At 61.5% G+C, this 21,303-nt stretch carries 20 protein-coding genes and 1 riboswitch; of the genes, 15 read left to right on the top strand and 5 right to left on the bottom strand.

All coding sequences use genetic code 11. The features are described from left to right. Positions 1–31 precede the first annotated feature (31 nt). The 6 genes from hfq (at position 32) to B0E48_RS10870 (ending at position 5,370) form a co-directional block, all read left to right on the top strand. A complete protein-coding gene (gene hfq / locus B0E48_RS10895; RefSeq protein WP_077443730.1) occupies positions 32–319 on the top strand; it encodes an RNA chaperone Hfq in 288 nt (95 codons plus the stop codon). Positions 320–376: 57 nt separating this feature from the next. Continuing rightward, the gene (hflX, locus tag B0E48_RS10890; protein ID WP_077518116.1) at positions 377–1,678 is read left to right on the top strand and encodes a ribosome rescue GTPase HflX; all 1,302 of its coding nucleotides are present in this window, start codon (positions 377–379) and stop codon (positions 1,676–1,678) included. Between the two features lie 180 nt (positions 1,679–1,858). Then, a complete protein-coding gene (gene hflK, locus B0E48_RS10885; RefSeq protein ID WP_077518115.1) occupies positions 1,859–2,935 on the top strand; it encodes an FtsH protease activity modulator HflK in 1,077 nt (358 codons plus the stop codon). Further along, complete coding sequence (gene hflC, locus B0E48_RS10880) at positions 2,935–3,804, top strand: protease modulator HflC (RefSeq protein ID WP_139350267.1); 870 nt, start codon at positions 2,935–2,937, stop codon at positions 3,802–3,804. Before hflK ends, hflC begins: the two co-directional genes overlap by 1 nt. A gap of 10 nt (positions 3,805–3,814) precedes the next feature. Next, entirely contained in the window at positions 3,815–3,997 is a 183-nt protein-coding gene (locus B0E48_RS10875) for a DUF2065 domain-containing protein (protein WP_077518113.1), read from the top strand. Between the two features lie 80 nt (positions 3,998–4,077). After that, the gene (locus B0E48_RS10870; protein WP_077518112.1) at positions 4,078–5,370 is read left to right on the top strand and encodes an adenylosuccinate synthase; all 1,293 of its coding nucleotides are present in this window, start codon (positions 4,078–4,080) and stop codon (positions 5,368–5,370) included. A gap of 127 nt (positions 5,371–5,497) precedes the next feature. On the opposite strand, the gene B0E48_RS10865 is transcribed toward B0E48_RS10870, so the two are convergent. Together B0E48_RS10865 and B0E48_RS10860 are read right to left on the bottom strand one after the other, a co-directional pair. Further along, a complete protein-coding gene (locus tag B0E48_RS10865) occupies positions 5,498–5,887 on the bottom strand; it encodes a DNA-binding protein (protein ID WP_254423935.1) in 390 nt (129 codons plus the stop codon). 4 nt (positions 5,888–5,891) lie between these two features. Then, entirely contained in the window at positions 5,892–6,518 is a 627-nt protein-coding gene (locus B0E48_RS10860) for a hypothetical protein (RefSeq protein ID WP_077518110.1), read from the bottom strand. Positions 6,519–6,686: 168 nt separating this feature from the next. Between B0E48_RS10860 and B0E48_RS10855 the strand changes: the two genes are divergently transcribed. From B0E48_RS10855 to B0E48_RS10835, 5 genes are all read left to right on the top strand, one after another. Further along, positions 6,687–6,944, top strand: coding sequence for a prevent-host-death protein (locus B0E48_RS10855; protein WP_077518109.1), 258 nt, complete (start codon positions 6,687–6,689; stop codon positions 6,942–6,944). Further along, positions 6,941–7,216, top strand: coding sequence for a plasmid stabilization protein (locus tag B0E48_RS10850; protein ID WP_077518108.1), 276 nt, complete (start codon positions 6,941–6,943; stop codon positions 7,214–7,216). The genes B0E48_RS10855 and B0E48_RS10850 overlap by 4 nt, the downstream gene beginning before the upstream one ends. Positions 7,217–7,761: 545 nt before the next feature. Further along, entirely contained in the window at positions 7,762–10,197 is a 2,436-nt protein-coding gene (locus tag B0E48_RS10845) for a DNA/RNA helicase domain-containing protein (RefSeq protein ID WP_077518107.1), read from the top strand. A 68-nt stretch (positions 10,198–10,265) separates the two neighbouring features. Continuing rightward, the gene (locus B0E48_RS10840; protein WP_077518106.1) at positions 10,266–10,631 is read left to right on the top strand and encodes a nucleotide pyrophosphohydrolase; all 366 of its coding nucleotides are present in this window, start codon (positions 10,266–10,268) and stop codon (positions 10,629–10,631) included. A 223-nt stretch (positions 10,632–10,854) separates the two neighbouring features. After that, a complete protein-coding gene (locus tag B0E48_RS10835) occupies positions 10,855–11,121 on the top strand; it encodes a hypothetical protein (protein WP_077518105.1) in 267 nt (88 codons plus the stop codon). A 27-nt stretch (positions 11,122–11,148) separates the two neighbouring features. Here B0E48_RS10835 and B0E48_RS10830 read toward each other — a convergent pair whose 3' ends face one another. Next, positions 11,149–12,726 (bottom strand): inorganic phosphate transporter, encoded by a 1,578-nt coding sequence (locus B0E48_RS10830; protein WP_139350246.1) that lies wholly within the window; start codon positions 12,724–12,726, stop codon positions 11,149–11,151. Positions 12,727–12,813: 87 nt separating this feature from the next. Further along, positions 12,814–13,839, bottom strand: coding sequence for a hypothetical protein (locus B0E48_RS10825; RefSeq protein WP_217317962.1), 1,026 nt, complete (start codon positions 13,837–13,839; stop codon positions 12,814–12,816). A 271-nt stretch (positions 13,840–14,110) separates the two neighbouring features. Here B0E48_RS10825 and B0E48_RS10820 point away from each other — a divergent pair, with 271 nt between their 5' ends. The 3 genes from B0E48_RS10820 (at position 14,111) to B0E48_RS10810 (ending at position 17,383) form a co-directional block, all read left to right on the top strand. Further along, positions 14,111–15,148, top strand: a complete 1,038-nt coding sequence (locus B0E48_RS10820; RefSeq protein ID WP_077518102.1) for a phospholipase D-like domain-containing protein — start codon at positions 14,111–14,113, stop codon at positions 15,146–15,148. A gap of 175 nt (positions 15,149–15,323) precedes the next feature. Then, positions 15,324–16,088 carry a hypothetical protein gene (locus tag B0E48_RS10815; RefSeq protein WP_077518101.1) on the top strand — a complete coding sequence of 255 codons (765 nt, stop codon included), beginning with the start codon at positions 15,324–15,326 and terminating at the stop codon, positions 16,086–16,088. Between the two features lie 353 nt (positions 16,089–16,441). Next, on the top strand, positions 16,442–17,383 hold the full coding sequence (locus B0E48_RS10810; protein ID WP_077518100.1) for a sensor domain-containing diguanylate cyclase: 942 nt from the start codon (positions 16,442–16,444) through the stop codon (positions 17,381–17,383). 178 nt (positions 17,384–17,561) lie between these two features. Here the strand turns inward: B0E48_RS10810 and gcvP are convergent, their stop codons facing one another. Continuing rightward, positions 17,562–20,432 (bottom strand): aminomethyl-transferring glycine dehydrogenase, encoded by a 2,871-nt coding sequence (gcvP, locus tag B0E48_RS10805; RefSeq protein ID WP_077518099.1) that lies wholly within the window; start codon positions 20,430–20,432, stop codon positions 17,562–17,564. Between the two features lie 65 nt (positions 20,433–20,497). Then, a riboswitch (glycine riboswitch) is annotated at positions 20,498–20,604 on the bottom strand. A gap of 279 nt (positions 20,605–20,883) precedes the next feature. On the opposite strand from gcvP, the gene B0E48_RS10800 reads away from it, so the two are divergent. Next, positions 20,884–21,291 carry a VOC family protein gene (locus B0E48_RS10800; RefSeq protein ID WP_077518410.1) on the top strand — a complete coding sequence of 136 codons (408 nt, stop codon included), beginning with the start codon at positions 20,884–20,886 and terminating at the stop codon, positions 21,289–21,291. Positions 21,292–21,303 lie beyond the last annotated feature (12 nt).

The following is a 21,303-nucleotide window of genomic DNA, read 5'->3' as shown; positions in this document are numbered from 1 at the left end:
GGACCTGTCCGTGGCAAGGGGAGAACAAGAAATGTCCAAGGGACAATCGTTGCAGGATCCGTTTTTGAATGCGCTTCGGCGCGAACGCGTGCCGGTCGCCATCTATCTGGTCAACGGCATCAAGCTGCAGGGGACGGTCGAATCGTTCGACCAGTTTGTGGTGCTGCTGCGCAACCAGGTCAGCCAGATGGTCTACAAGCACGCCATCTCCACCGTGGTTCCGAGCCGCAACGTGCGTATCGGCAATGGCCACGACGGGCACGAAGGCCACGATGGCCATGTCGACCCGGTAGCCGCTTCGAATGACGCGGACGCTTGATTGATGGGGTAAGTGCCCGCATGACGTGGGTCTGCTCCTGAAGGATCACTCCCACTCGTGTTCGACAGACAAAAGAAAGGCGATCGCGCGCTACTCGTCTTGCCGCATTCCCGCGGCGAAGGCGATACGGCGCGCCGTGCCGAGGAATTCGCCGAGCTGGTGAAGTCGGCCGGGGCCGAGGTGCTGGGTGTCATCAACGCCCGCGTCGAGGATCCCAACCCGCGCTATTACATTGGCACTGGCAAGGCCAACGAGGTCGCCGAAGCGGCGCGGGCGCTGGATGCCGACCTGGTGCTGGTCGATCACGTGCTCACTCCGGTGCAGGAACGCAATCTCGAGAAGCATCTCGGCATTCGCGTGGTCGATCGCGCCGGGCTGATCCTGGACATCTTCGCCCAGCGCGCACGCTCGCACGAAGGCAAGCTGGAAGTGGAGCTGGCCCAGCTCAAGCACATCGCCACCCGGCTGGTGCGCGGCTGGACCCATCTGGATGCCCAGCGCGGCGGCATGATCGGCAACCGTGGCCCGGGTGAAACCCAGCTCGAGCTGGATCGCCGCCTGCTCGCCGAGCGGGTCAAGATGCTCACCAAGCGGCTGGAAAAGGTGCAGACCCAGCGCGGCCAGCAGCGACGCGCGCGCTTGCGCAACACGGTGCCACGCGTCGCCCTCGTCGGCTACACCAATGCCGGCAAGTCGACCCTGTTCAATGCGTTGACCACCGGCGAGGTGTTCACCGCCGACTTGCTGTTCGCCACGCTCGATCCGACCGTGCGCAAGCTGGAGGACCTGAGCTGCGGCCCGGCGGTGCTGGCCGACACCGTCGGCTTCATCCGCGAGCTGCCGCATGACTTGGTTGCCGCGTTCCGCGCCACCCTGGCCGAGGCGCGCGATGCCGACCTGCTGCTACACGTCAGCGATGCGGCCGACGAGGAGCGTGAGCGGCTGCATCGCGTAGTCGACAAGGTGCTGGAAGAGATCGACGCAGGCGACCTGCCGCAGCTGCACATCATGAACAAGATCGACCTGGCCGGTGCCGAACCACGCATCGACCGCGATGGCGCCGGCAAACCGGTACGGGTCTGGCTGTCCGCTGCCACCGGTGCCGGCCTCGATTTGCTGCGTCAGGCGCTGGGCGAACTGCTCGGCGGCGAGCGCGTGCAGTCGGCGCTGCAGTTGCCGCTGTCGGCCGGGCGCCTGCATGCGCGATTGAAGGCTGCTGGCGCGATCACCGGCGAAACGGTGGACGAACACGGCTGGCAGTTGCGCATCGACGCGCCGCGCAGCGTGATCGCGCCGCTCAGTGGTGGCAATGCCGCCGAGACCCTGCTGTTGCGCGAGCTGCTGGCTCCAGTGGAATAGCGTCGTTGCACAGCGGACGACGCCAGCTTGCTCTGCTAGAATGCCCGGTGTTTGTGCGGCCACATGACGCGGTTGCACGTTGCTTCAACAAGCTTTGGTCCCATCCCTCATGGGTTACTCCGTTCAACGTGTGTTCCGGCCGTGGTTGCCGGCCTCCCGACCGCCTCAAGGAGACTGACAGTGGCATGGAATGAACCCGGCAAGAACGGGCAGAACGATCCGTGGAACAGGAAGCGCCAGTCCGGCAAGTCGCCGCTGGATGATCTGCTCAATACCGTGAAAAGCCGTCTGGGCAAGCTGGGGCAGGGTCCCGGCAGCATCCTCATCGGCGTATTGGTGTTGCTCGCGGTCGGCTTGCTGCTCAGCTGCTACACCATCATCGGTGCGCGCCAGGCCGGCGTGGTGCTGCGCTTCGGCGAATACTCGCGCACGTTGACGCCGGGCTTCCATCTGAAGCTGCCGCAGCCGCTCGAATCGGTCACCAAGGTCGAGTCCACGCGGATCCGCTCGGTCACCGACAAGGTGGCCATGCTGACCAAGGATGAAAACATCATCACGATCGATTTCACCGTGCAGTACCAGGTGGACGATTCGCGCAAATACCTGTTCTCGCTGAACGACCCGGACGGCACCATCGGCGCCGCGGCCGAGGCCGCCGTACGCTCGGTGATCGGTGGCAGCGACATGGACCAGATCCTGTCCGCCGCCGGCGCCAGCCTGGTCAGCGAAGCGCAGACCACCTTGCAGAAGACGCTGGACGGCTACGATTCCGGCCTGCGCGTCACCGAAGTCAGTTTCCAGAACGTATCCCCACCGAACGAGGTGAAGGACGCCTTCGATGACGTCAACAACGCCCGCGAAGACAAGCAGAGCATCGAGAACGGCGCCCTGGCCTATGCCAGCAAGGTAGTGCCGGTGGCACGTGGCGATGCCGCGCGCATCGCGGCCGAAGCCTCCGGTTACAAGGCGGCACGGATCGCCCGCGCACAAGGCGACACCGCAGGCTTCGACTTGATCCTGGCCCAGTACAAGGCAGCACCCGACGTGACCCGCAAGCGGCTGTGGCTGGAAACCATCGAACAGGTGATGGCCGACAACCCCAAGGTGATCGACGGCTCCGATGGTCGCAACATCATCAACCTGCCGACTGCGCAGGGTAGTTCGACTACTGCACCGGATGCCGGCACGGTCACGGCGGGTGCGATCGCGCCGGCACCTGCCAGCAGCAATGCGGCTGACAAGGGGACGCAGCCATGATGAAGCTCACCACCGCCATCATCGCGGCCATCGTCATCCTGCTCGGCATCAACAGCATGTTCGTGGTCAGCGAAGGGCACAGCGCGCTGCTGCTGCAGTTCGGTCGCATCGTGCATACCGATTACCAGCCGGGGCTGCACTTCAAGCTGCCGGTGATCCAGCAGGTGATGGATTTCGACAAGCGCATCCTGTCGCTGGATGCGCCGCCGGAACGTTATTTCACTTCCGAGAAGAAGAGCGTCAACGTCGACTTCTACGTGAAGTGGCGCGTGGTCGACAACGCAGGTTATTACCGTGCCACCGGTGGCGACCAGTTGATGGCGGCACAACGGCTGACTCCGATCGTCAAGGACGGCCTGCGCTTCGAATTCAATGCGCGCACGCTGCCTGACCTGATTTCGGGCGGCCGCAAGGACATCACCGAGCGTGTACGTGCGCAGACTGATGCCGCCGCGCGCAAGAACCTCGGCATCTCCGTGGTCGACGTGCGCATCAAGCGCATCGACCTGCCCAACGAGGTCAGTGAATCGGTCTACAAGCGTATGCGCGCCGAGCGTCTGCAACTGGCCAACGAGCTGCGCTTCACCGGCCAGGAATCCGCGGAAACGATCCAGGCCGATGCCGATCGCCAGGGTCAGGTATTGCGTGCCGATGCCCAGCGCGATGCCGCCAAGATCCGCGGTGAAGGCGACGCCGAGGCTGCTGCGATCTACGCTCAGGCGTATAACCAGGATCCGGAGTTCTTCGCGTTCTACCGCAGCCTGCAGGCGTACAAGAAATCGTTCGAAGACGGCAAGGGCGTGCTGATCCTGAAGCCCGATTCGGAGTTCATGCGCTACTTCAGCCAGCCAGCTGCGTCGAAGCGCTAATCGCGCCCCGATGCATCAGTTGCTGACCGCGCTGTGCCTGATGATGGTGATCGAGGGCCTGTTGTTGTTCGCGGCACCGCAGGGTTGGCAGGCGATGGTGCGCGAGGCGCTGAAACTGCCGCCACGCACCTTGCGACTGTACGGTGCCGGCGTAATGGTGGTCGGGTTGCTGCTGTTGCAACTGTTTCATTGATACGCGTCGCGGCCCGTCGCCGCGATGCGTGAAGTTTCCCCGGCTCCCGCGCGGAGCCAACCCAAACGAGCGAGAACATCATGGGTAAGTCAGTCGTAATTCTTGGTGCCCAGTGGGGCGACGAAGGCAAGGGCAAGATCGTCGACCTGCTGACCGAGCGGGTCAGCGCGGTGGCGCGTTTCCAGGGTGGCCACAACGCCGGCCACACGCTGGTGATCAAGGGCAAGAAGACCGTGCTGCACCTGATCCCCTCCGGCATCCTGCGCGACGACGCGCTGTGCCTGATCGGCAACGGCGTGGTGCTGTCGCCCGAGGCACTGATCCAGGAAATCGCCGAGCTCGAGGCCAACGGTGTCGAAGTGCGCTCGCGCCTCAAGATCAGCCCGGCCACGCCGCTGATCATGCCGTACCACATCGCCGTCGATAAGGCGCGCGAGATCGCCGCCGGCGGCAAGGCCATCGGCACCACCGGCCGCGGCATCGGCCCGGCGTATGAGGACAAGGTCGCCCGCCGCAGCGTGCGCGTGGCCGACCTGATGTACCCGCACGAGCTGCCGGCGCTGATCAAGACCGCCGTCGACTACCACAACTTCATCCTCACTCAGTGGCTGAAGGTCGAGCCGGTCGATTACCAGAAGGTGCTGGACGACGCGATGGCCTGGGGCGAGTACATCCGCCCGATGGTCGACGACGTCGCCACCATCCTGCACGACGTGCGCAAGGACGGCGGCAACATCCTGTTCGAGGGTGCGCAGGGCGCGCTGCTCGACATCGACCACGGCACCTATCCCTACGTCACCTCCAGCAACACCACCATCGGTGGCGCGCTGGCCGGTACCGGTGTGGGCGCGCGCGACATCGACTACGTGCTGGGCATCTGCAAGGCCTATGCGACGCGCGTCGGCAGCGGCCCGTTCCCGACCGAGCTCAAGGACGAGATGGGCGAGCGCCTGCGTAAGGTCGGCAACGAGTTCGGCGCCAGCACCGGCCGCCCGCGCCGCTGCGGCTGGATCGACCTGGTCGCGCTCAAGCGCGCCACCCAGATCAACGGCATCAACGGCCTGGCCATCACCAAGCTCGACGTGCTCGACGGCCTGGAAACCATCAAGGTCTGCATCGCGTATGAGTATCGCGGCAAGCGCCGCGAACTGGCCCCGCTCGACGCCGACGGCTGGGACGAGTGCAAGCCGGTCTACCTGGAATTCCCGGGCTGGGAAGAATCCACCGCCGGCATCCGCGACTGGAACAAACTGCCGCCTGCGGCTCGCGCGTACCTGCGCGCGGTGGAAGAGCTCTCCGGCTGCAAGCTGGCGTTGGTCGCCACTGGTGCGGATCGCGACGACACAATTGTGTTGGACGATCCGTTCGCCTGATCAGTGGTAGGAAGAAGACGGCACATTCTTACGAGCCGTCATCCTAGCAAGCCGTCATTCCCGCGAAGGCGGGAATCGCAACTGCTCTAGCCGTCGCCATGAAAAAGCCCCGCATCGCGGGGCTTTTTCATTGAGAACCAATCAGCAGATCCGGCCGATTCGCCGACAACCACTGTCGAACGTGCTCGAACAACGCTTCCGCCCGCGCAATACATTCACGCACGGACTCCGGCTCGATCAGATCGCCCGAATAGTCATTGACGTTGCGCTTCTTGCGCAGCGCATCCATCACAATCCAGCTTTCGCGCGGCACGCCCAGCGTCAGCGACAACGTCTGGATCACCGTCTGATGGTGACCCGGCACACTGGTGGATGGACGATAGTCATTGGCCATCAGCCCGACCAAGGCGCATTGCATGATTGCCTTGTACGCCGCATCGAAGCGGGTTTCATCGCTGATGATCCCAGCGCGCGCATCAGCAAGATTGCGTGTTGCCGCGGCCAGCAGCCGCTGCACTTCGTCAGGATGTGTGGCGTGCGGCTTGATCTGATGTGTCTTGACCAGGTTCTCCAAACTCATCGGGTTCTCCTATCAGCCAAAGTTTCGGTTCCTTCCATACCCTTCCAACAAAGCTGTCCTTCTGTGCACGACGTTGTTGAAACTCCTCAGCGCTGAGCACCGTCGGATTTACTTCCCGACGCAAAGTTTCCTGTGCTGATTGCAACGCCAGCACCGCATCAGCAAAACCCAGCGTGCCAACCAGCATCACATCCACGTCGCTGTGCGCATGGATATCACCTGACGCCATCGAACCATAGACGAACGCTCCACTGATCTGATCGGCGAGCGGCAGCAGCGCATCGCGAAGGATGTCGGCTACACCAGCCGTCTTGCGCAACAGACCAGTCAACTCAGCAAAGATGGGACTCTCTGTATTTGCGCGGTAGTGGACTTGCCGGCCGATTTCCTGTCGGACTAGCAAGCCGAGTTCTGCCAGCGCGCGCAGTTCGCGATGCAGCGAGCCGGCATGCGTTCCGGTGAGGCGCGCGAGCTCGCGTACGTGCAGCGAAACTTCCGGATGCAACAACAGGGCGCTCAATACTGCCGAGCGCGTTTGTCCAAGCAGGTAATGGGCTACTGACTTCATGTAGCAAATTATGCTTCATTTGTAGCCAATTTGGGAACAGCGTGGGCGACCAGCGCCGAGGCGATCCGGGTTTAGTGCCTGTTCGACTCGAAGCACGGTTAACAATGCGCTTAATCATACGATTCATAGTATGCTATGTAGCACGCCAAACCCTGTCAGGAGCCCATCATGAGTTCGATCAGCGCCAACGAATTGAAGACCCAGGGCGTCTCTGCCATCGCCGAGGCGTTGGCCGACGCGCCCGAGGCGATGGTGTCGGTGCGCGGCAAGGATCGCTTCGTGGTGATGGACATCGAGCACTACCACTACCTGCGCGAGTGCGAGCTGACCGCCGCGTTGGCCGAAAGCCAGGCAGATATCGTCGCCGGCCGCTTCGTGCAGGAGTCGGTCGATGCGCACATGAAGCGCTTGGCCGAGCTGTCGTGAGCTATACGCTGGTCTACACCGACCAGTACAACCGGCGCGCGGCGCGCTTCCTCAAACGCCATCCGCAGGTAGGTGAGCAGTACCGCAAAACGCTGCTGCTCTTGCAGGCCAATCCGCAACATCCGTCGCTGCGACTGCATGCACTGTCTGGCAAGTTGAGCGGGCTGCATTCGGTGTCGATCAATCTGTCGTATCGGATCACGCTGGAGCTGGTGATTCGCGATCTGCAGATCGTGCCGATCAATGTGGGTGATCACGATGCTGTGTATTGAACGGCAACGCTCGTTGTGGAAGAGGTAGACCTGCAGGCGACCTAAGTGTTTCATCACTCAGTTGTAGCCTGAAATGAAATTAACGCCGGCCGTTGATTTTAGTTCCTACGAATACCTCGGCAAGCGCCGCGAATTGGCCCCACTCAATGCCGATGGCTGGGACGAGTGCGAGCCGGTCCACGTGGGATTCTCCGGCTGGTAGGAATCCGCTGCTGGTATCCGCGGCTGGAACCGGTTGCCGGCCGCGGCCCTTATCTATCTGCGCGCGGTGGAAGAGCTCTCCGGCTTCCGTTTGGCGTTGGTAGCTACGGGTGAGGATTGTGATGACACGATTGTGTCGGTTGACCCGTTCGCTTGAGCACGAGCGTGAGGTAATGGTTGAGCAGAGGAGCCCCGCGTCACGGGGGTTTTTAGTTTTCTGCGCAGAGGTTCGGCGTGGCATCAAAAAAGGAGCGACGAATTCCGGTACTGTCGTATGCTTCTTGGCACTGGAAAGTGCGCGAGTACCGCAAGCAACGCTTGCGCCGTTTATGTTAGGAGCGAGTATGCAGCTGTACGCAGGAATGGCAGGGGATTTCGTACAAGCCGCTACACACAATGCGATAGCCTTACGCCTATCGGATGCGTTCTTAGAACATTTCAGATACAGGCCTTCACCGGGCGAATTCCAGTCCTGGCAAAACTCTCTGAAGTCACTGGCCAGTGTCATCGAAATCGGGCAACTGGGGCATAGCGGTGTGTTGCTCGAGTTTCAGTTGCCGCTGACTTCCCGTCGACTCGATGCCTTAATCACTGGCAGCCACGAAAATCGTCAACGTGGCGTGATCGTCGAACTGAAGCAATGGAGTCAGTCGGAGCTGGGTAGTGCAGATGACTTGCTACGTACTTGGGTAGGCGGCAGTCACCGTGACGTGTTGCATCCGTCAGTGCAGGCGAATCAGTACCGACGTTACTTGGCGGATATGCACGAAGCTTTTCAGGGTGAGAACAGGATCTCGCTTGACGCTTGTGCCTATCTTCACAATTATCATCCAGAGGGTGCCGATCCACTCTTTGATGAGCGTTCGGATGCAGTTCGCCGACTCGTTCCTGTGTTCACTGGTGGCGACACGACGCGCTTGGCAAAGCATTTGGCGGAACATCTGGGTGTGGGCGGAGGTGAGGAGACGCTCGGCCGCATCGTCAACAGCCGTTATCGTCCGGCCAAGAAGTTGCTGGCGCATGTGGGGCAGGTGATCAAGCAGGAACCTGCCTTTGTGTTGCTGGATGAACAGCAGGTCGTATTCAGTCAAGTGCGCTCGGCGGTCGAATCCGCTGTGCAGGATCATCGTAAGCACGTCTTTCTTGTACATGGAGGCCCAGGCACGGGTAAATCGGTACTAGCGCTTAACCTGCTTGCGGAATTGTCGGGCCAGGGACTCAATGCCCAGCACGCCACTGGTTCGAAAGCGTTTACCAAAACTCTGCAGAAGATTGTCGGAACTCGGGCAGGGCAGCAATTCAGATTCTTCAACAATTTCGTACATGCATCGCATAACGACATTGATGTACTGATCTGCGATGAAGCACATCGTATACGCTCCACCAGCAATCATCGATTCACCAAGAAGGCGGACAAGTCCGAGCGACCGCAGATGCAGGAGCTGATTGAATCGGCCAAGGTCACAGTGTTCCTGGTGGACGACCAGCAAGTGGTTCGACCCAACGAGATCGGCACCTCGACACTGATTCGGGAGTTTGCGGACCGCCAAGGATGTGTACTACACGAGAGTCGGCTCGAAGCTCAGTTTCGCTGCTCGGGATCCGATGCATTCGTGGGATGGGTTGACAACACCCTGGGTGTACGCAAGACAGCTCATCCGATCTTCGACCAGGCCCAGGAAACTTTCGAGATACTGATTGTCGACAGTCCCGAGATCTTGGATACATTGATCCGCGGTAAAGCTGTCGAGGGTCATTCGGCTCGCTTGGTCGCCGGCTATTGTTGGCCTTGGTCAACAGTTCTCGCAGCTGATGGCCAACTGGAGAGGGACGTCAAGATTGGCAGCTTCGAGCGTCCCTGGAATGCAAGGGCTGATATGAAGGGGTTGCCTGCCGGCATACCCAAATCTGATTTCTGGGCACACGATCCGGCAGGCATCGAGCAGGTTGGCTGCATCTATACGGCGCAAGGGTTCGAGTTCGATTACGTCGGCGTTATCTGGGGCCGGGACCTTCGATACGATCCGGCGATCAGCGACTGGGTCGGTGATCGCACTTTATCGCAGGACGGAGAAGTAAAGCGCCGTGCCGAAGGCTTTTTGGCTCTAGTCAAGAACACTTATCGTGTCTTGTTATCTCGTGGCATGAAAGGTTGTTACGTCTACTTCGAGGATCAGGAGACAGAAAAGTTTGTTCGTAGCCGCATCGAAAATCTTGGGCTAGCACCGAAACCATCGGTTAACGAACCCATGCCGGAGCAAACTCGCAAGGCTCCTGTGCTGGACGTTCGCCCGTTTCAGATTCTGCGAGGACGTGATGTTCGCCCCTGGGAAAATGCGGTGCCGTTGCTCGACCTCAAGATCGCCGCAGGCGATTTCAGCGATGCGCAGTCATTGGAAGAAGATGCGGTGGAATGGGTGACCCTGCCGGACCATATTCGTCCACAGCCAGGACAATTTATCGCGCAGGTCTTCGGAGAGTCGATGAACCGGAAAGTGCCCAACGGTACATGGGCGCTGTTCACCACGGACGTGAGGGGTAGCAGGCAAGGCAAGGTGGTACTTGCCGAACGACGCGAACTTGGCGACCCGGACGAGAGCGGTCGCTATACCTTGAAAATATACGACGCCCGCAAGCGTGATGATGATAGCGGTATTGTCTATGAGTCGGTCGTATTAAGGCCGGACAGCACGGATGCGCGTTATCAACCGATCACCATTGATCTCGATGATGACGACCAGCCGCGGATCATTGCGATCTTGGTACTTACTTTGATCTGAGTCGCTGATACCGTTTCGCTTTTAATCGCAAAATTCTGTAGCTGACGTAACAGTGGAGTCATTCAAGCATGAACGAACATGCTGTAGATATTCTTGCCGAGCTCCGGGATCTGGTGCGTGAATTCGTTCGCGAGCGCGACTGGGAAAAGTTTCACACTCCGAAGAATCTTGCTGTGTCGCTAAGCGTCGAGGCGGCTGAGTTGCTTGAGCCATTCCAGTGGCTTGCCACTGGCGAGAAAAGTGAACTAGGTGTTGCGAAACTCAATCATGTCCGCCACGAGGCAGCGGATGTGTTCATCTATCTTATCGGCCTTGCGGACCGGCTTGATATCGATTTGTCCTCGGCGGTCCGCGAAAAAATTGCGCTGAATCGGGCGAAGTACCCAGCTGAGAAAGTGCGTGGCGATGCACGCAAGTACACCGATTACGACTAGAAGTGGATATTCAATCGTCGAGGATTTGCATTGACTCGGCTGTTCTTCATCACTGCCTCGTGGAATCGATGTTATAGGCCGAGCGTTGTCGGGTTGTCACAACAGCCCATCCACCGTCGCGCGGGCTTCAATTCGCGCGAGTCAATTTCGACATTGACCTCGGCTTCGCGCCCTTGACGCTACGGTTTGAGCGAATAGCCACACTTCGCAAGAGGAACCACCCATGTCCGATGAACATGCCAAGACTCCCGCCGACCATATCGGCGATACGGTGGCGCAGCTCAAGGAGATGCGGCACTACTCCAAGAACAACGTGGAAACGCTGACGGCGGAGTGGTTGTTGTTCGATGGTCAGTTGTCGAAGCTGAAGCTGGCCGACAAAATTGCCGACCTGATGGATCGCCAGGGGCAGCTGCATGAGGCGTTGGAAACGGCGATCACCGATCTGGAAGACGTGCTGGAGAAGATGAAGCCGGCGCCGGAAGAGTAAGCGCGCGGTTTCTTCGACAGCCTTTCTTCAGAAGATGTGCCGGAACACCACGAACAACGAGCCCGCCAGCAGGATCGAGGCGGGCAAGGTCAGCACCCACGCCATCAGCAGGCTGCGCACGGTGCTCCCTTGCAGGCCGGAGCCGTTCGCGGCCATGGTGCCGGCGACGCCGGAAGTGAGCACATGGGTGGTGCTGACGGGCAGGTGATACATGTCGGCGGCCTGGATCAGCACCATCGCCACCAGTTCGGCGGAGGCGCCCTGCGCGTAGGTCAGGTGTTCCTTGCCGATGCGTTCGCCGACGGTGACCACGATACGCTTCCAGCCGACCATCGTGCCCAGGCCGAGGGCCAGTGCCACGGCCACCTTCACCCACGGTGGAATGAACTGCGTCGCCTGCGTGCCGAGGCCGCGCCATGAGGTGAGCGTGGCGGTCTGCTGCGCTGTGAGGCCGGGCTGCTTCAGCACCAGCGGGATCGCGGCATCGGCCAGGTAGATATCGTTGCGGACGTTGCCCATCTGATCCTGCGGCACGGCTTTGAGCGAAGTGCGATCACCCAGTTGCTTGTCGATCGACGCCATCAGAGCGGACAGCGCCGGCGCGGTGCCGGGCAGGAAGGCCTGCTGCTGCACGGCGGCGGTGACGGTCTTGCGCGGGTCGACGGTGACGCTTACGCCGTTGCCGAGGCTGGCGAGTACCTGCTGCGCATCGGCGGAGACCTGGTGGAAGGTCTTCACCTGGCTGCCGGTCACCGCGCCATTCAATGCGTACGCGGTCGGCACGGTGCCGATCAGGATCAGCATGATCAGGCCCATGCCTTTCTGGCCGTCGTTCGAGCCGTGGCTGAAGCTCACGCCGGTGCAGGTCAGCACCAACAGCGCACGGATCGGCCACGGCGGCGGCTTGTTACCCTCCGGTGCGCGATACAGGGCAGGGATCTTCACCACCGCCTTCAGTATCACCATCAGCAGGCCGGCCAGCAGGAAGCCGGCGATCGGCGAAAAGACCAGGCCCTTGAACACGCCCATAGCGGCATCCCAGTTCACGCCGCTGGTGCCGCTGGCGGTGGACATCAGCTGGTTCGCCAGCCCCACGCCGATGATCGAGCCGATCAGGGTATGCGAGGACGAATTCGGCAGCCCGAAATACCAGGTGCCAAGGTTCCACAGGATCGCAGCGATCAGCAGCGCGAACACCATCGCGAAACCGGCCTGGCTGCCCACCTGCAGGATCAGCTCCACCGGCAGCAGCGCCACGATGGTGAAGGCGACCGCGCCGGACGAGGTCAGCACGCCGAGGAAGTTGAACGCGCCTGACCAGATCACCGCCAGGTTAGGCGGCATTGAGTGCGTATAGATCACCGTGGCCACCGCATTGGCGGTGTCGTGGAAGCCGTTGACGAACTCGAAGCCGAGCGCGATCAGCAAGGCCACGCCGAGCAGGATATAGGGCGCCGCGTTGCCGGATTTGACGACGGCCAGATCCTGCATGAGGTGCACGGCGGCATAGCTACCGCCGATCAGCAGGATCAGTCCGAAGATGATCGCGAACAGGCGGCCTGAGCTTCGGCTCGAAGTCGCTATGGCGGCGGCATTGGATGACATCGGCATCGTCTCGTCGGTGAGTCTGGCCGAAGCTAGACGAGAGGCGCGACAAATGCGTGACAGCAGCGGTTGCATTACGGCTTGCAGTCAGTGCGGTGCGTCGATTTTTTCCGCCAGGTCGATACTGCGCGGCGCTGCCAGGCCGCCGTAACGCGCGTCGATCTTGTCCAGCAGCGTGCGTGCAGCATCGGACTTGTCGTTGGCCAGCAGGTCTTGCGCTTGCTGCAGTTGCGCGGTCAGTGTGAGCTCGATGCGTGCGCGGCAATCGGCGAGCTTGGCTGAATCGGATGGCACGGGTTTGTCCAGCAAATCCAGCGCGTGATTCAGCGGCCCGGCGGCGACCACTTCATGCCCGGACCAGGGCGCCGACACGGTATCCACGTGGAAGACACACCATTCGCGCATTGACTGCTGGCTGCGAGTGTCCATGTCGAGATGGATTTGATCGTTCTGGCCGGTGAGATAGACCAGCCGCGTGGCGTCCTGGAACTGCCGGAACAGCGCTGCCGAGGGCAGCGCGAGTTGTGCGTTGCCGATCGGATCGCTGCCGGCCAGCAGCAGGGCGCCATGGAACAGATCGGGATAGCCCAGCGCGATGCGTTCGGCCACCCGCGAACCGCCGGAGAAGCCGCCGATATAGATGCGCTGCGGGTCGATCGGGTAGCGCTGGATGATGTTCTGCGCCGCCAGCAACGCCAGCGGCACACGGCGGTCGAGCACGTCGGCATCGTTGCCGGAATTCGCTGCGCTGACGAAAATCATGCCGTGGCGATCCAGCGTCGAAACCCACGTCGACGGCACGCTAGCCTCTGGCCATGGCGGTACGAACACCAGCAGGGCATAACCGCGCGGCGGTGCAACGGTAGGCACATAGACGGCGAACTTTTCATGCGTGAGGTCGAGCGATTGCTCGCGCATGGCGTGCCCCGGTTGCGCTGACACCTGGTTCACGTGCAACGCATTCAGTGGGCTCAGTAGCCGACGTACCAGTTCGGCGCTGCGTGATAGCGGCGAGTAGTCAGTAAACACCACGTCGCGTTGCAAGCCGGTGGGGACGGCTGGCGCGTTGTCGGCGGCTGCCGGCAGCGGCATCAACAAGATAGCGATCAGCAAGTAGCGCGGGATCATGCGCAAACGCTAGCACCAGTGATTACCAAACTACGTTTGCAGCATGTACGAATTCTGAACGCAGGAACATGCACCGATTAACGGAAAGAGCAGCGTCACATAGCCAAGCTCCAATCGCGCACGGCTGTGGCGTTACGCGCCTGCTGCAGGGGAGCACTGGATCGGTTGGACAGCCGGCATCCGCCCATGGAGGGCGGTGACCACGAATCGCATGGACTAGCGTCTCAACTGTTATCCATATCAAAAGGACTTAAACATGAAAGATCGTTGCGGGTTATCCGTTGCCGTCAAGGCAGCACTTTTCGCTTCTGTATTTTGCGCCGGATGTGCTGGTGTTTCTGCACAGACTTTCGCCGATGAAGGCACTCAGGCCACCTCTGCCGTTACTCAGACGCTGGTCGTCGAACCAGACCAGGGCCTGACGCCCATCTACAACCTGATCCAGTCGGCCAAGTCCAGCATCGACATGACCATGTACGAGCTGGTCGATACGCAGGCTTCGGGCCTGCTCTGCACGGCCGCCGAGAGCGGCATCAATGTGCGCGTGATCCTCGATCAGAACCTCGAAAAGAGCAACAACACGGCGGCCTACAATCAGCTGAAAAGCTGTGGCGTGAATGTGGTCTGGGCATGGACCAAGTATGCCGCCACGCATCAGAAGACCATCACCATCGACGACACCACCAGTGCGGTGATGACCCTCAACCTGACCAGCCGCTACTACAGCACTACCCGCGACTTCGCGGTGATCGAGAACGATCCCGGTGATGTCGCCGCGATCGAAAGCACGTTCAATGCCGACTTCAAGGCTCAGACGATCACGCCACCCGTCGGCGACGACCTGGTGTGGAGCCCGACAGTTTCCAAGACCGATCTGGTCAACCTGATCAATGGGGCGCAGGACAGCCTGCTGATCGAGAACGAGGAAATGAGCTACAGCACCATCGTTACCGCGTTGGAGAATGCGGCCAAGCGTGGCGTCAAGGTGACGGTCTGCATGACCAACGACGACAACGATTACGCAAGCGAATTCGAGGCTCTTACAAAAGCCGGTGTGAAAATCAGCACCTACCCGGATACCGCCACAGGCTTTTACGTCCACGCCAAGGTGATCGTGGCCGACTACGGTACCTCGACGGCAAAGGCTTTCGTGGGTTCGGAAAACTTCTCCTCGGCCTCTTTGACGGAGAACCGGGAACTCGGCTTGGTCACGACCAACGCCACCATCCTGACTCAGCTCAATACCACGCTAAGCAGCGATTATGCAGGTGGCACGCTCTGGACCAAGCTGTAAACCCATCGCCGAAGCGCATGGTGCACAAACACCATGCGCTTCGGCGTATCTACGACGATAGCTGATGCGCCGTACCCGGCTTGCGTGATCGTAGAAGCTGTCATCCTGGCTGGCGTGTCAGCGTTACTATGGAGGCTGGATGAATTAATCCATCGAATCCTTCAAGGAAATACGCATGCACGGCTTATTCTGGAAAACTGCGCGGTCGCTGCTGCTGCCTGCGCTGCTGGCGGGTTTTTTCGGGGTGCCTTTGATGGCTGCTGCGGCAACCGATGGAGCCTCGACAGTCAAGAGTGCGGCTACGCCGCCGAGCGATGCCGACCTGGCGTCCGCGAAGTGTGTGATCGGCGAGGAACGTTTCCTGCCTGCCGATTATTTTTATTGCCTGGCGACGGAAAGCTATGGCGAGCAACATTACGCCTACGCGCAGAAATTCTTCACGGAAGCGGCCAGTTGGAGCAGCAAGCCGGCCCAATATGTGCTCGGCATCATGGCGCTGAATGGTGATCATCAGCCGGTGAACCGCCCGTTGGCACTGGCGTGGCTGACACTGGCGGCGGAACGGCCGCAGTCGGATTTCAAATCGGCTTACCAGTCGGCCTACGCCAGTGCTACGGCAGCCGAACGGCAGGCCGCCGAATCCTTGCTGACCAGCATGCGCCCGACCTATGCCGATGCCACCGCGGCGGTACGGGCCGAGAAACGCTATGCACAGGGCATGGCCCAACTCGCCCACCTGAACGCCGGCATGAGCAATTACTGCATGGAAGGGCTGGTGACCCCTGCGGACCTGACGCCCGATCCCATGCAATGTCCGCCGATGCAGACGGTGGTCAATGCGATCGACAAGGAGGCCGCGATCGTGTTCGAGGGTTGGTCGGGACACGTGAGCGTGGGTGCGCTGCAGCCGGTTCATGCGCCGGCAAGCCCCGGCAAATAGCGCCACGGCCCAGCTGATTCCATCAGCTGCCCGAGTCCAACCGAGCTCCGCTGGTCGGCGCTTCGTGCTGGAGGCCTGCCGTGGGGTGACCGATCGGATGGGCATAACCATTGCATACGTCTACCCGACCCGCAGAAAGCGGGAAGTGTTCGGACGGCACGCTAGCGGGTGCTGGCAGGCCCCAGTCGCATGACGTCGGGCCTGCCGGAGCTTCGCTCGATGTGCGGGGCGACGCTTTCCGCTTGCCCTGAAAGGGCCGGAAGTGACGTCATGCCGTCACGGAGGCGATGACCAGACCGCGTGCTGGCCAGCATCCGTGGCCATGTTCCCAACGAAGAACGGGATAGGAAGCGATGCTTGATATCGAAAACAGGATCGAGTCCGACAGCGCGGTCTACAAGACCCTGCTGGAGTCGACCAGGGCGATTCCCTGGAAAATCGACTGGGCCACCATGGCGTTTGCTTATATCGGGCCGCAGATCGAAAGCCTGCTCGGCTGGGAGCCATCCAGTTGGATCAGTGTGCAGGACTGGGCCGAGCGTATGCACCCGGAAGACCGCGCATGGGCGGTGGATTTCTGCGTCGCGCAATCGATGGCGGGTGTCGATCACGAAGCGGACTATCGCGCGCTGTGCAGCAATGGCGACTATGTGTGGATCCGCGACGTGGTGCACGTGGTGCGCAACGACGACGGCACGGTGAATTCGCTGATCGGCTTCATGTTCGACATCAGCGAACGCAAACGGACCGAACAGCGGCTTATCGACATGCAGAGCGAACTGGAAGAGCTGTCGTACAAGGATGGCCTGACCGGCGTGGCCAACCGGCGTCGCTTCGACGCGATCATCGCGCTGGAGTGGAACAACGCGCGGCGCAACAAGCAGCCGCTGTCGCTGGTCATGCTCGATATCGATTATTTCAAGCAGTACAACGACCACTACGGCCACCTGCAGGGTGACCAATGCCTCAAGCTGATCGCCAGCACGCTGGACTCTGCAGCTACGCGGGCACGCGATTTCGTCGCGCGCTTCGGCGGCGAGGAGTTCGTGCTGGTTCTGCCCGAAACGGACGAAAGTGCTGCCCTGAAAGTGGCGGAGCGTTGCTGCGCCATGATTGCGAAAGCGCAGATCCCGCACGAGCGTTCTGGTACCGGGTCGATGCTGACCGTCAGCCTGGGTGTAGCCACCACGATTCCTGTTCACGGCGATGAGGTGTTGCCGTTTATCGAGACCGCCGACAAGCGGCTGTATCAGGCCAAGCAGCAGGGACGGAACCGTATCGTTGCGGGTGGCTGAGCACTCTTCTCTATTGTAGGAGCGGCTTCAGCCGCGACGCGCGTTGGGCTGTCGGTAGCAAACAGCAACAGCATCGCGACTGAAGTCGCTCCTACACGTGCGCATGGTGCATCGCCTTGTAAAGAGAAGCCCCGCATGGCGGGGCTTCTCTTTACAACCGGATCGCGACGAATCTAACTTACGCCTCGGCCTCTTCCTTGTACGCATCCACCGGGATGCACGCACACATGATGTTCTTGTCGCCGTAGACGTTGTCGACACGCGCCACCGGCGACCAGTACTTCTGCAGCTTCAGGCTGGGCAGCGGGAAGGCGGCCAGTTCACGCGGGTAGGCGTGGGTCCACTCGCTGCCGCTGACCATGGTGGCGGTGTGCGGGGCGTTCTTCAGCGGGTTGTCCTCGCGGTCGAGCTTGCCTTCCTCGATGGCGCGGATCTCGTCGCGGATCTGGATCATCGCGTCGATAAAGCGATCCAGTTCGTGCTGCGATTCGCTCTCGGTCGGCTCGACCATCAGCGTGCCAGCGACCGGGAAGCTCAAGGTCGGCGCGTGGAAGCCGAAGTCGATCAGGCGCTTGGCCACGTCTTCGGCGCCGATGCCGGTGGCGTCCTTGAGCGGGCGCAGGTCGAGGATGCACTCGTGCGCGACCAGGCCATTACGGCCGGTGTACAGGGTGGGGTAGTGCGGTGCCAGCCGCTTGGCGATGTAGTTGGCGTTGAGCAGGGCGACCTGGGTGGCCTTGCGCAGGCCTTGCTGGCCCATCAGGGTGACGTACATCCAGCTGATCGGCAGGATCGAGGCCGAACCATAACTGGCGGCGCTGACCATGCCGACGGTGCCTTCACCGCCCAAGGTCCGCGGCAGGAACGGCGCGAGATGCGACTTCACCGCGCACGGCCCGACGCCCGGGCCGCCGCCGCCGTGCGGAATGCAGAAGGTCTTGTGCAGGTTCAGATGCGACACGTCCGAGCCCCACTTGCCGGGCTTGGCCACGCCGACCAGCGCATTCATGTTGGCGCCGTCGGTGTAGACCTGGCCGCCATGCGCGTGCACGATCTCGCAGATCGCGACGATGTCTTCCTCGAACACGCCGTGCGTAGACGGGTAGGTGATCATCAGCGCGGCGAGGCGGTCGCTGTACTTCTCGGCGGCGCGGCGGATGTCTTCCACATCGACGTTGCCGTTGGCATCGCACTTGGTCACCACCACCGTCATGCCGCACATCTGCGCGGAGGCCGGGTTGGTGCCGTGGGCGGATTCGGGGATCAGGCAGATATCGCGGTGATCTTCATTGCGCGAGCGGTGATATGCGCGGATCGCCAGCAGGCCGGCGTATTCGCCCTGCGCGCCGGAGTTCGGCTGCAGGCTCACTGCGTCGTAGCCGGTGCACTCGACCAGCATCGCTTCCAGGCCGTCGATCAGCTCCTTGTAACCCTGCGTCTGCGACACCGGTGCCAGCGGGTGGATGTTGCCGAACTCGGGCCAGGTTACCGGGATCATCTCGGCGGTAGCGTTGAGCTTCATGGTGCAGCTGCCCAGCGGGATCATCGTGCGATCCATCGCCAGATCCTTGTCGGCCAGCGCGCGCATGTAGCGCAGCAGTTCGTGCTCGCTGTGATGCGTGTTGAATACCGGATGCTGCAGGAACACGCTCTTGCGTACGAGCGCGGCCGGCAGTGCGTCCGGCGTGGCAGCATCCAGTTCGTCGATGTCATCGATGCAAGCGCTGAACAAGGCGGCGAGGGCGATCACGTCAGCGCGCGTGGTGGTCTCGTCAAGGCTGATGCCGACGCTCTCGCCATGGATCTGGCGCAGGTTGATGCCGGCGGCCTCGGCCTTGGTGGTCAGTGCGTCGGCGTCGACGTTCAGCACATGCAGCGTGTCGAAGAAATCCGGACTCACGGTGTGGCCGGCTTGGCGCAGCGAGGCAGCCAGAATCGAAGCGAGGCGATGCGTGCGACGCGCAATGCGGGTGAGGCCTTCCGGACCGTGGTAGACGGCATACATGCTGGCCATCACCGCCAGCAATACCTGTGCGGTGCAGATGTTGGAAGTGGCCTTCTCGCGGCGGATGTGCTGCTCGCGGGTCTGCAGGGTGAGGCGGTAAGCGTGCTTGCCCTCGGCATCCACCGAGACGCCGATCAGGCGACCCGGCATCGAACGCTTGTACGCGTCGCGGCAGGCCATGAACGCCGCGTGCGGGCCACCGTTGCCGAACGGCACGCCGAAGCGCTGTGAGTTGCCGACCACGATGTCCGCACCCCATTCCCCCGGCGCGGCGATCAGGGTCAGCGCAAGCAGGTCGGTGGCGACGGCGACCAGTCCGCCGCGCGCATGCACGGCAGCAGCGATGGCCTGGTAATCGTTGACGGTGCCGAAGGTGTTCGGGTACTGCAGCATCACACCGAAGGCATCGAGGTTCAGCGCATCGGCGTCGTTGCCGATCACCAGTTCGATGCCCAGCGGTTCGGCGCGGGTGCGTATCACTTCCAGCGTCTGCGGGTGCACGCCGTTCGACACGAAGAACGTATTGCTCTTGGACTTGCACGAACGCTTGGCCAGCGTCATCGCCTCGGCGGCGGCGGTCGCTTCGTCCAGCAGCGAGGCGTTGGCGATCTCCATGCCGGTGAGATCGGCGCACATCGTCTGGAAATTGATCAGCGCTTCCATGCGGCCCTGCGAGATCTCGGCCTGATACGGCGTATACGCCGTGTACCAGGCCGGGTTCTCCAGAATGTTGCGCAGAATGACGTTCGGCGTGTGGGTACCGTAATAGCCCTGACCGATGAAGCTCTTCAGCACCTGGTTCTTGTCCGCGATGGTGCGGATCTTGGCCAGCGCCTCGACCTCGGTGATCGCCTTGGGCAGCGCCAACGGCGCCGACGACTTGATCTTGCCTGGCACGATCGCGTCGGTCATCGATTCCAGCGAATCGTGGCCGATGACGCGCAACATCTGCGCGATCTCGGCATCGTTGGGACCGATATGGCGTTCGATGAAAGCGTGGTGGTGCTCGAGGTCGCGCAGGGAAGGCTTGTTGCTCTGGCTCATGACGGGCGTCCGGGAAAGGCCGATAAGGGCCGGCCGATAAAGGCCGGACGTGCGTGCCGCACGTGGGGCGCCCCTCTGTCCTTTTGCCTGAGAGTTTGGAGGCGAAAGCCTCGTGCCCCTTCGGCGGCGGCTTGCGCCGATGAAGGCAGCCGCTCTCTCCAGAGTGTTTACGCGTGATGGTGTGGGGCCTGAGCGATTACGGGCGTTGCGTCTTCGGCAGCGGCTGTGCCCCGGCAAGGGCCATCCGCTTCTCCCACCAAGCGTTTACCGTGGGGATTATACAGGTGTGTGGAGGGAGTGTTGGGGTGCACAGGGCTGTTTATCTTGCGTAGGAGCGACTTCAGTCGCGACGCTTCACACCATGCTGCAAGAGCATCGCGGCTGAAGCCGCTCCTACAATGGCCATTCACCCGCGCTATGCTTTGACATCCCGGATCCGAGAATGTCGACCATGATCCGCATCGCTGAAATCGACCATGTGGTGCTGCGCGCCATCGATACGGATGTCATGCAGCGCTTCTATTGCGACGTACTGGGTTGCCGCGAGGAGCGCCGGCAGGACGAGATTGGCCTGGTGCAGCTGCGTGCCGGCAGTTCGCTGATCGACCTGGTCAGCATCGGCGGCAAGCTCGGTCGTCACGGCGGTGCTGCGCCAAGTGGCGAAGGCCACAACATGGACCATTTATGCCTGCGCGTGGAGGATTACGACGAGGCGGCCATCCTTGCGTATCTGAAGGCGCATGATGTGCGCATCGGCGAGCTGGGTTCGCGCTACGGCGCGCAGGGCGAGGGCCCGTCGATCTACCTGTACGACCCGCAGGGCAACATGATCGAGCTGAAGGGGCCGCCTGCGGCGTGATGCTTTCAAGGT

Origin of the sequence: Rhodanobacter sp. C03 (assembly GCF_002001175.1) — a bacterium.
Lineage (GTDB): Bacteria > Pseudomonadota > Gammaproteobacteria > Xanthomonadales > Rhodanobacteraceae > Rhodanobacter.
This window is presented reverse-complemented; position numbering and strand designations above follow the sequence as displayed.

Bases quoted from the DNA above. Each gene is read 5' to 3' on its own strand.
- hfq (WP_077443730.1), top strand. From the start codon at position 32: ATGTCCAAGGGACAATCGTTGCAGGATCCGTTTTTGAATGCGCTTCGG.
- hflC (WP_139350267.1), top strand. From the start codon at position 2,935: ATGAAGCTCACCACCGCCATCATCGCGGCCATCGTCATCCTGCTCGGC.
- B0E48_RS10875 (WP_077518113.1), top strand. From the start codon at position 3,815: ATGCATCAGTTGCTGACCGCGCTGTGCCTGATGATGGTGATCGAGGGC.
- B0E48_RS10870 (WP_077518112.1), top strand. From the start codon at position 4,078: ATGGGTAAGTCAGTCGTAATTCTTGGTGCCCAGTGGGGCGACGAAGGC.
- B0E48_RS10860 (WP_077518110.1), bottom strand. From the start codon at position 6,518: ATGAAGTCAGTAGCCCATTACCTGCTTGGACAAACGCGCTCGGCAGTA.
- B0E48_RS10855 (WP_077518109.1), top strand. From the start codon at position 6,687: ATGAGTTCGATCAGCGCCAACGAATTGAAGACCCAGGGCGTCTCTGCC.
- B0E48_RS10845 (WP_077518107.1), top strand. From the start codon at position 7,762: ATGCAGCTGTACGCAGGAATGGCAGGGGATTTCGTACAAGCCGCTACA.
- B0E48_RS10840 (WP_077518106.1), top strand. From the start codon at position 10,266: ATGAACGAACATGCTGTAGATATTCTTGCCGAGCTCCGGGATCTGGTG.
- B0E48_RS10835 (WP_077518105.1), top strand. From the start codon at position 10,855: ATGTCCGATGAACATGCCAAGACTCCCGCCGACCATATCGGCGATACG.
- B0E48_RS10830 (WP_139350246.1), bottom strand. From the start codon at position 12,726: ATGTCATCCAATGCCGCCGCCATAGCGACTTCGAGCCGAAGCTCAGGC.
- B0E48_RS10820 (WP_077518102.1), top strand. From the start codon at position 14,111: ATGAAAGATCGTTGCGGGTTATCCGTTGCCGTCAAGGCAGCACTTTTC.
- B0E48_RS10815 (WP_077518101.1), top strand. From the start codon at position 15,324: ATGCACGGCTTATTCTGGAAAACTGCGCGGTCGCTGCTGCTGCCTGCG.
- B0E48_RS10810 (WP_077518100.1), top strand. From the start codon at position 16,442: ATGCTTGATATCGAAAACAGGATCGAGTCCGACAGCGCGGTCTACAAG.
- gcvP (WP_077518099.1), bottom strand. From the start codon at position 20,432: ATGAGCCAGAGCAACAAGCCTTCCCTGCGCGACCTCGAGCACCACCAC.
- B0E48_RS10800 (WP_077518410.1), top strand. From the start codon at position 20,884: ATGATCCGCATCGCTGAAATCGACCATGTGGTGCTGCGCGCCATCGAT.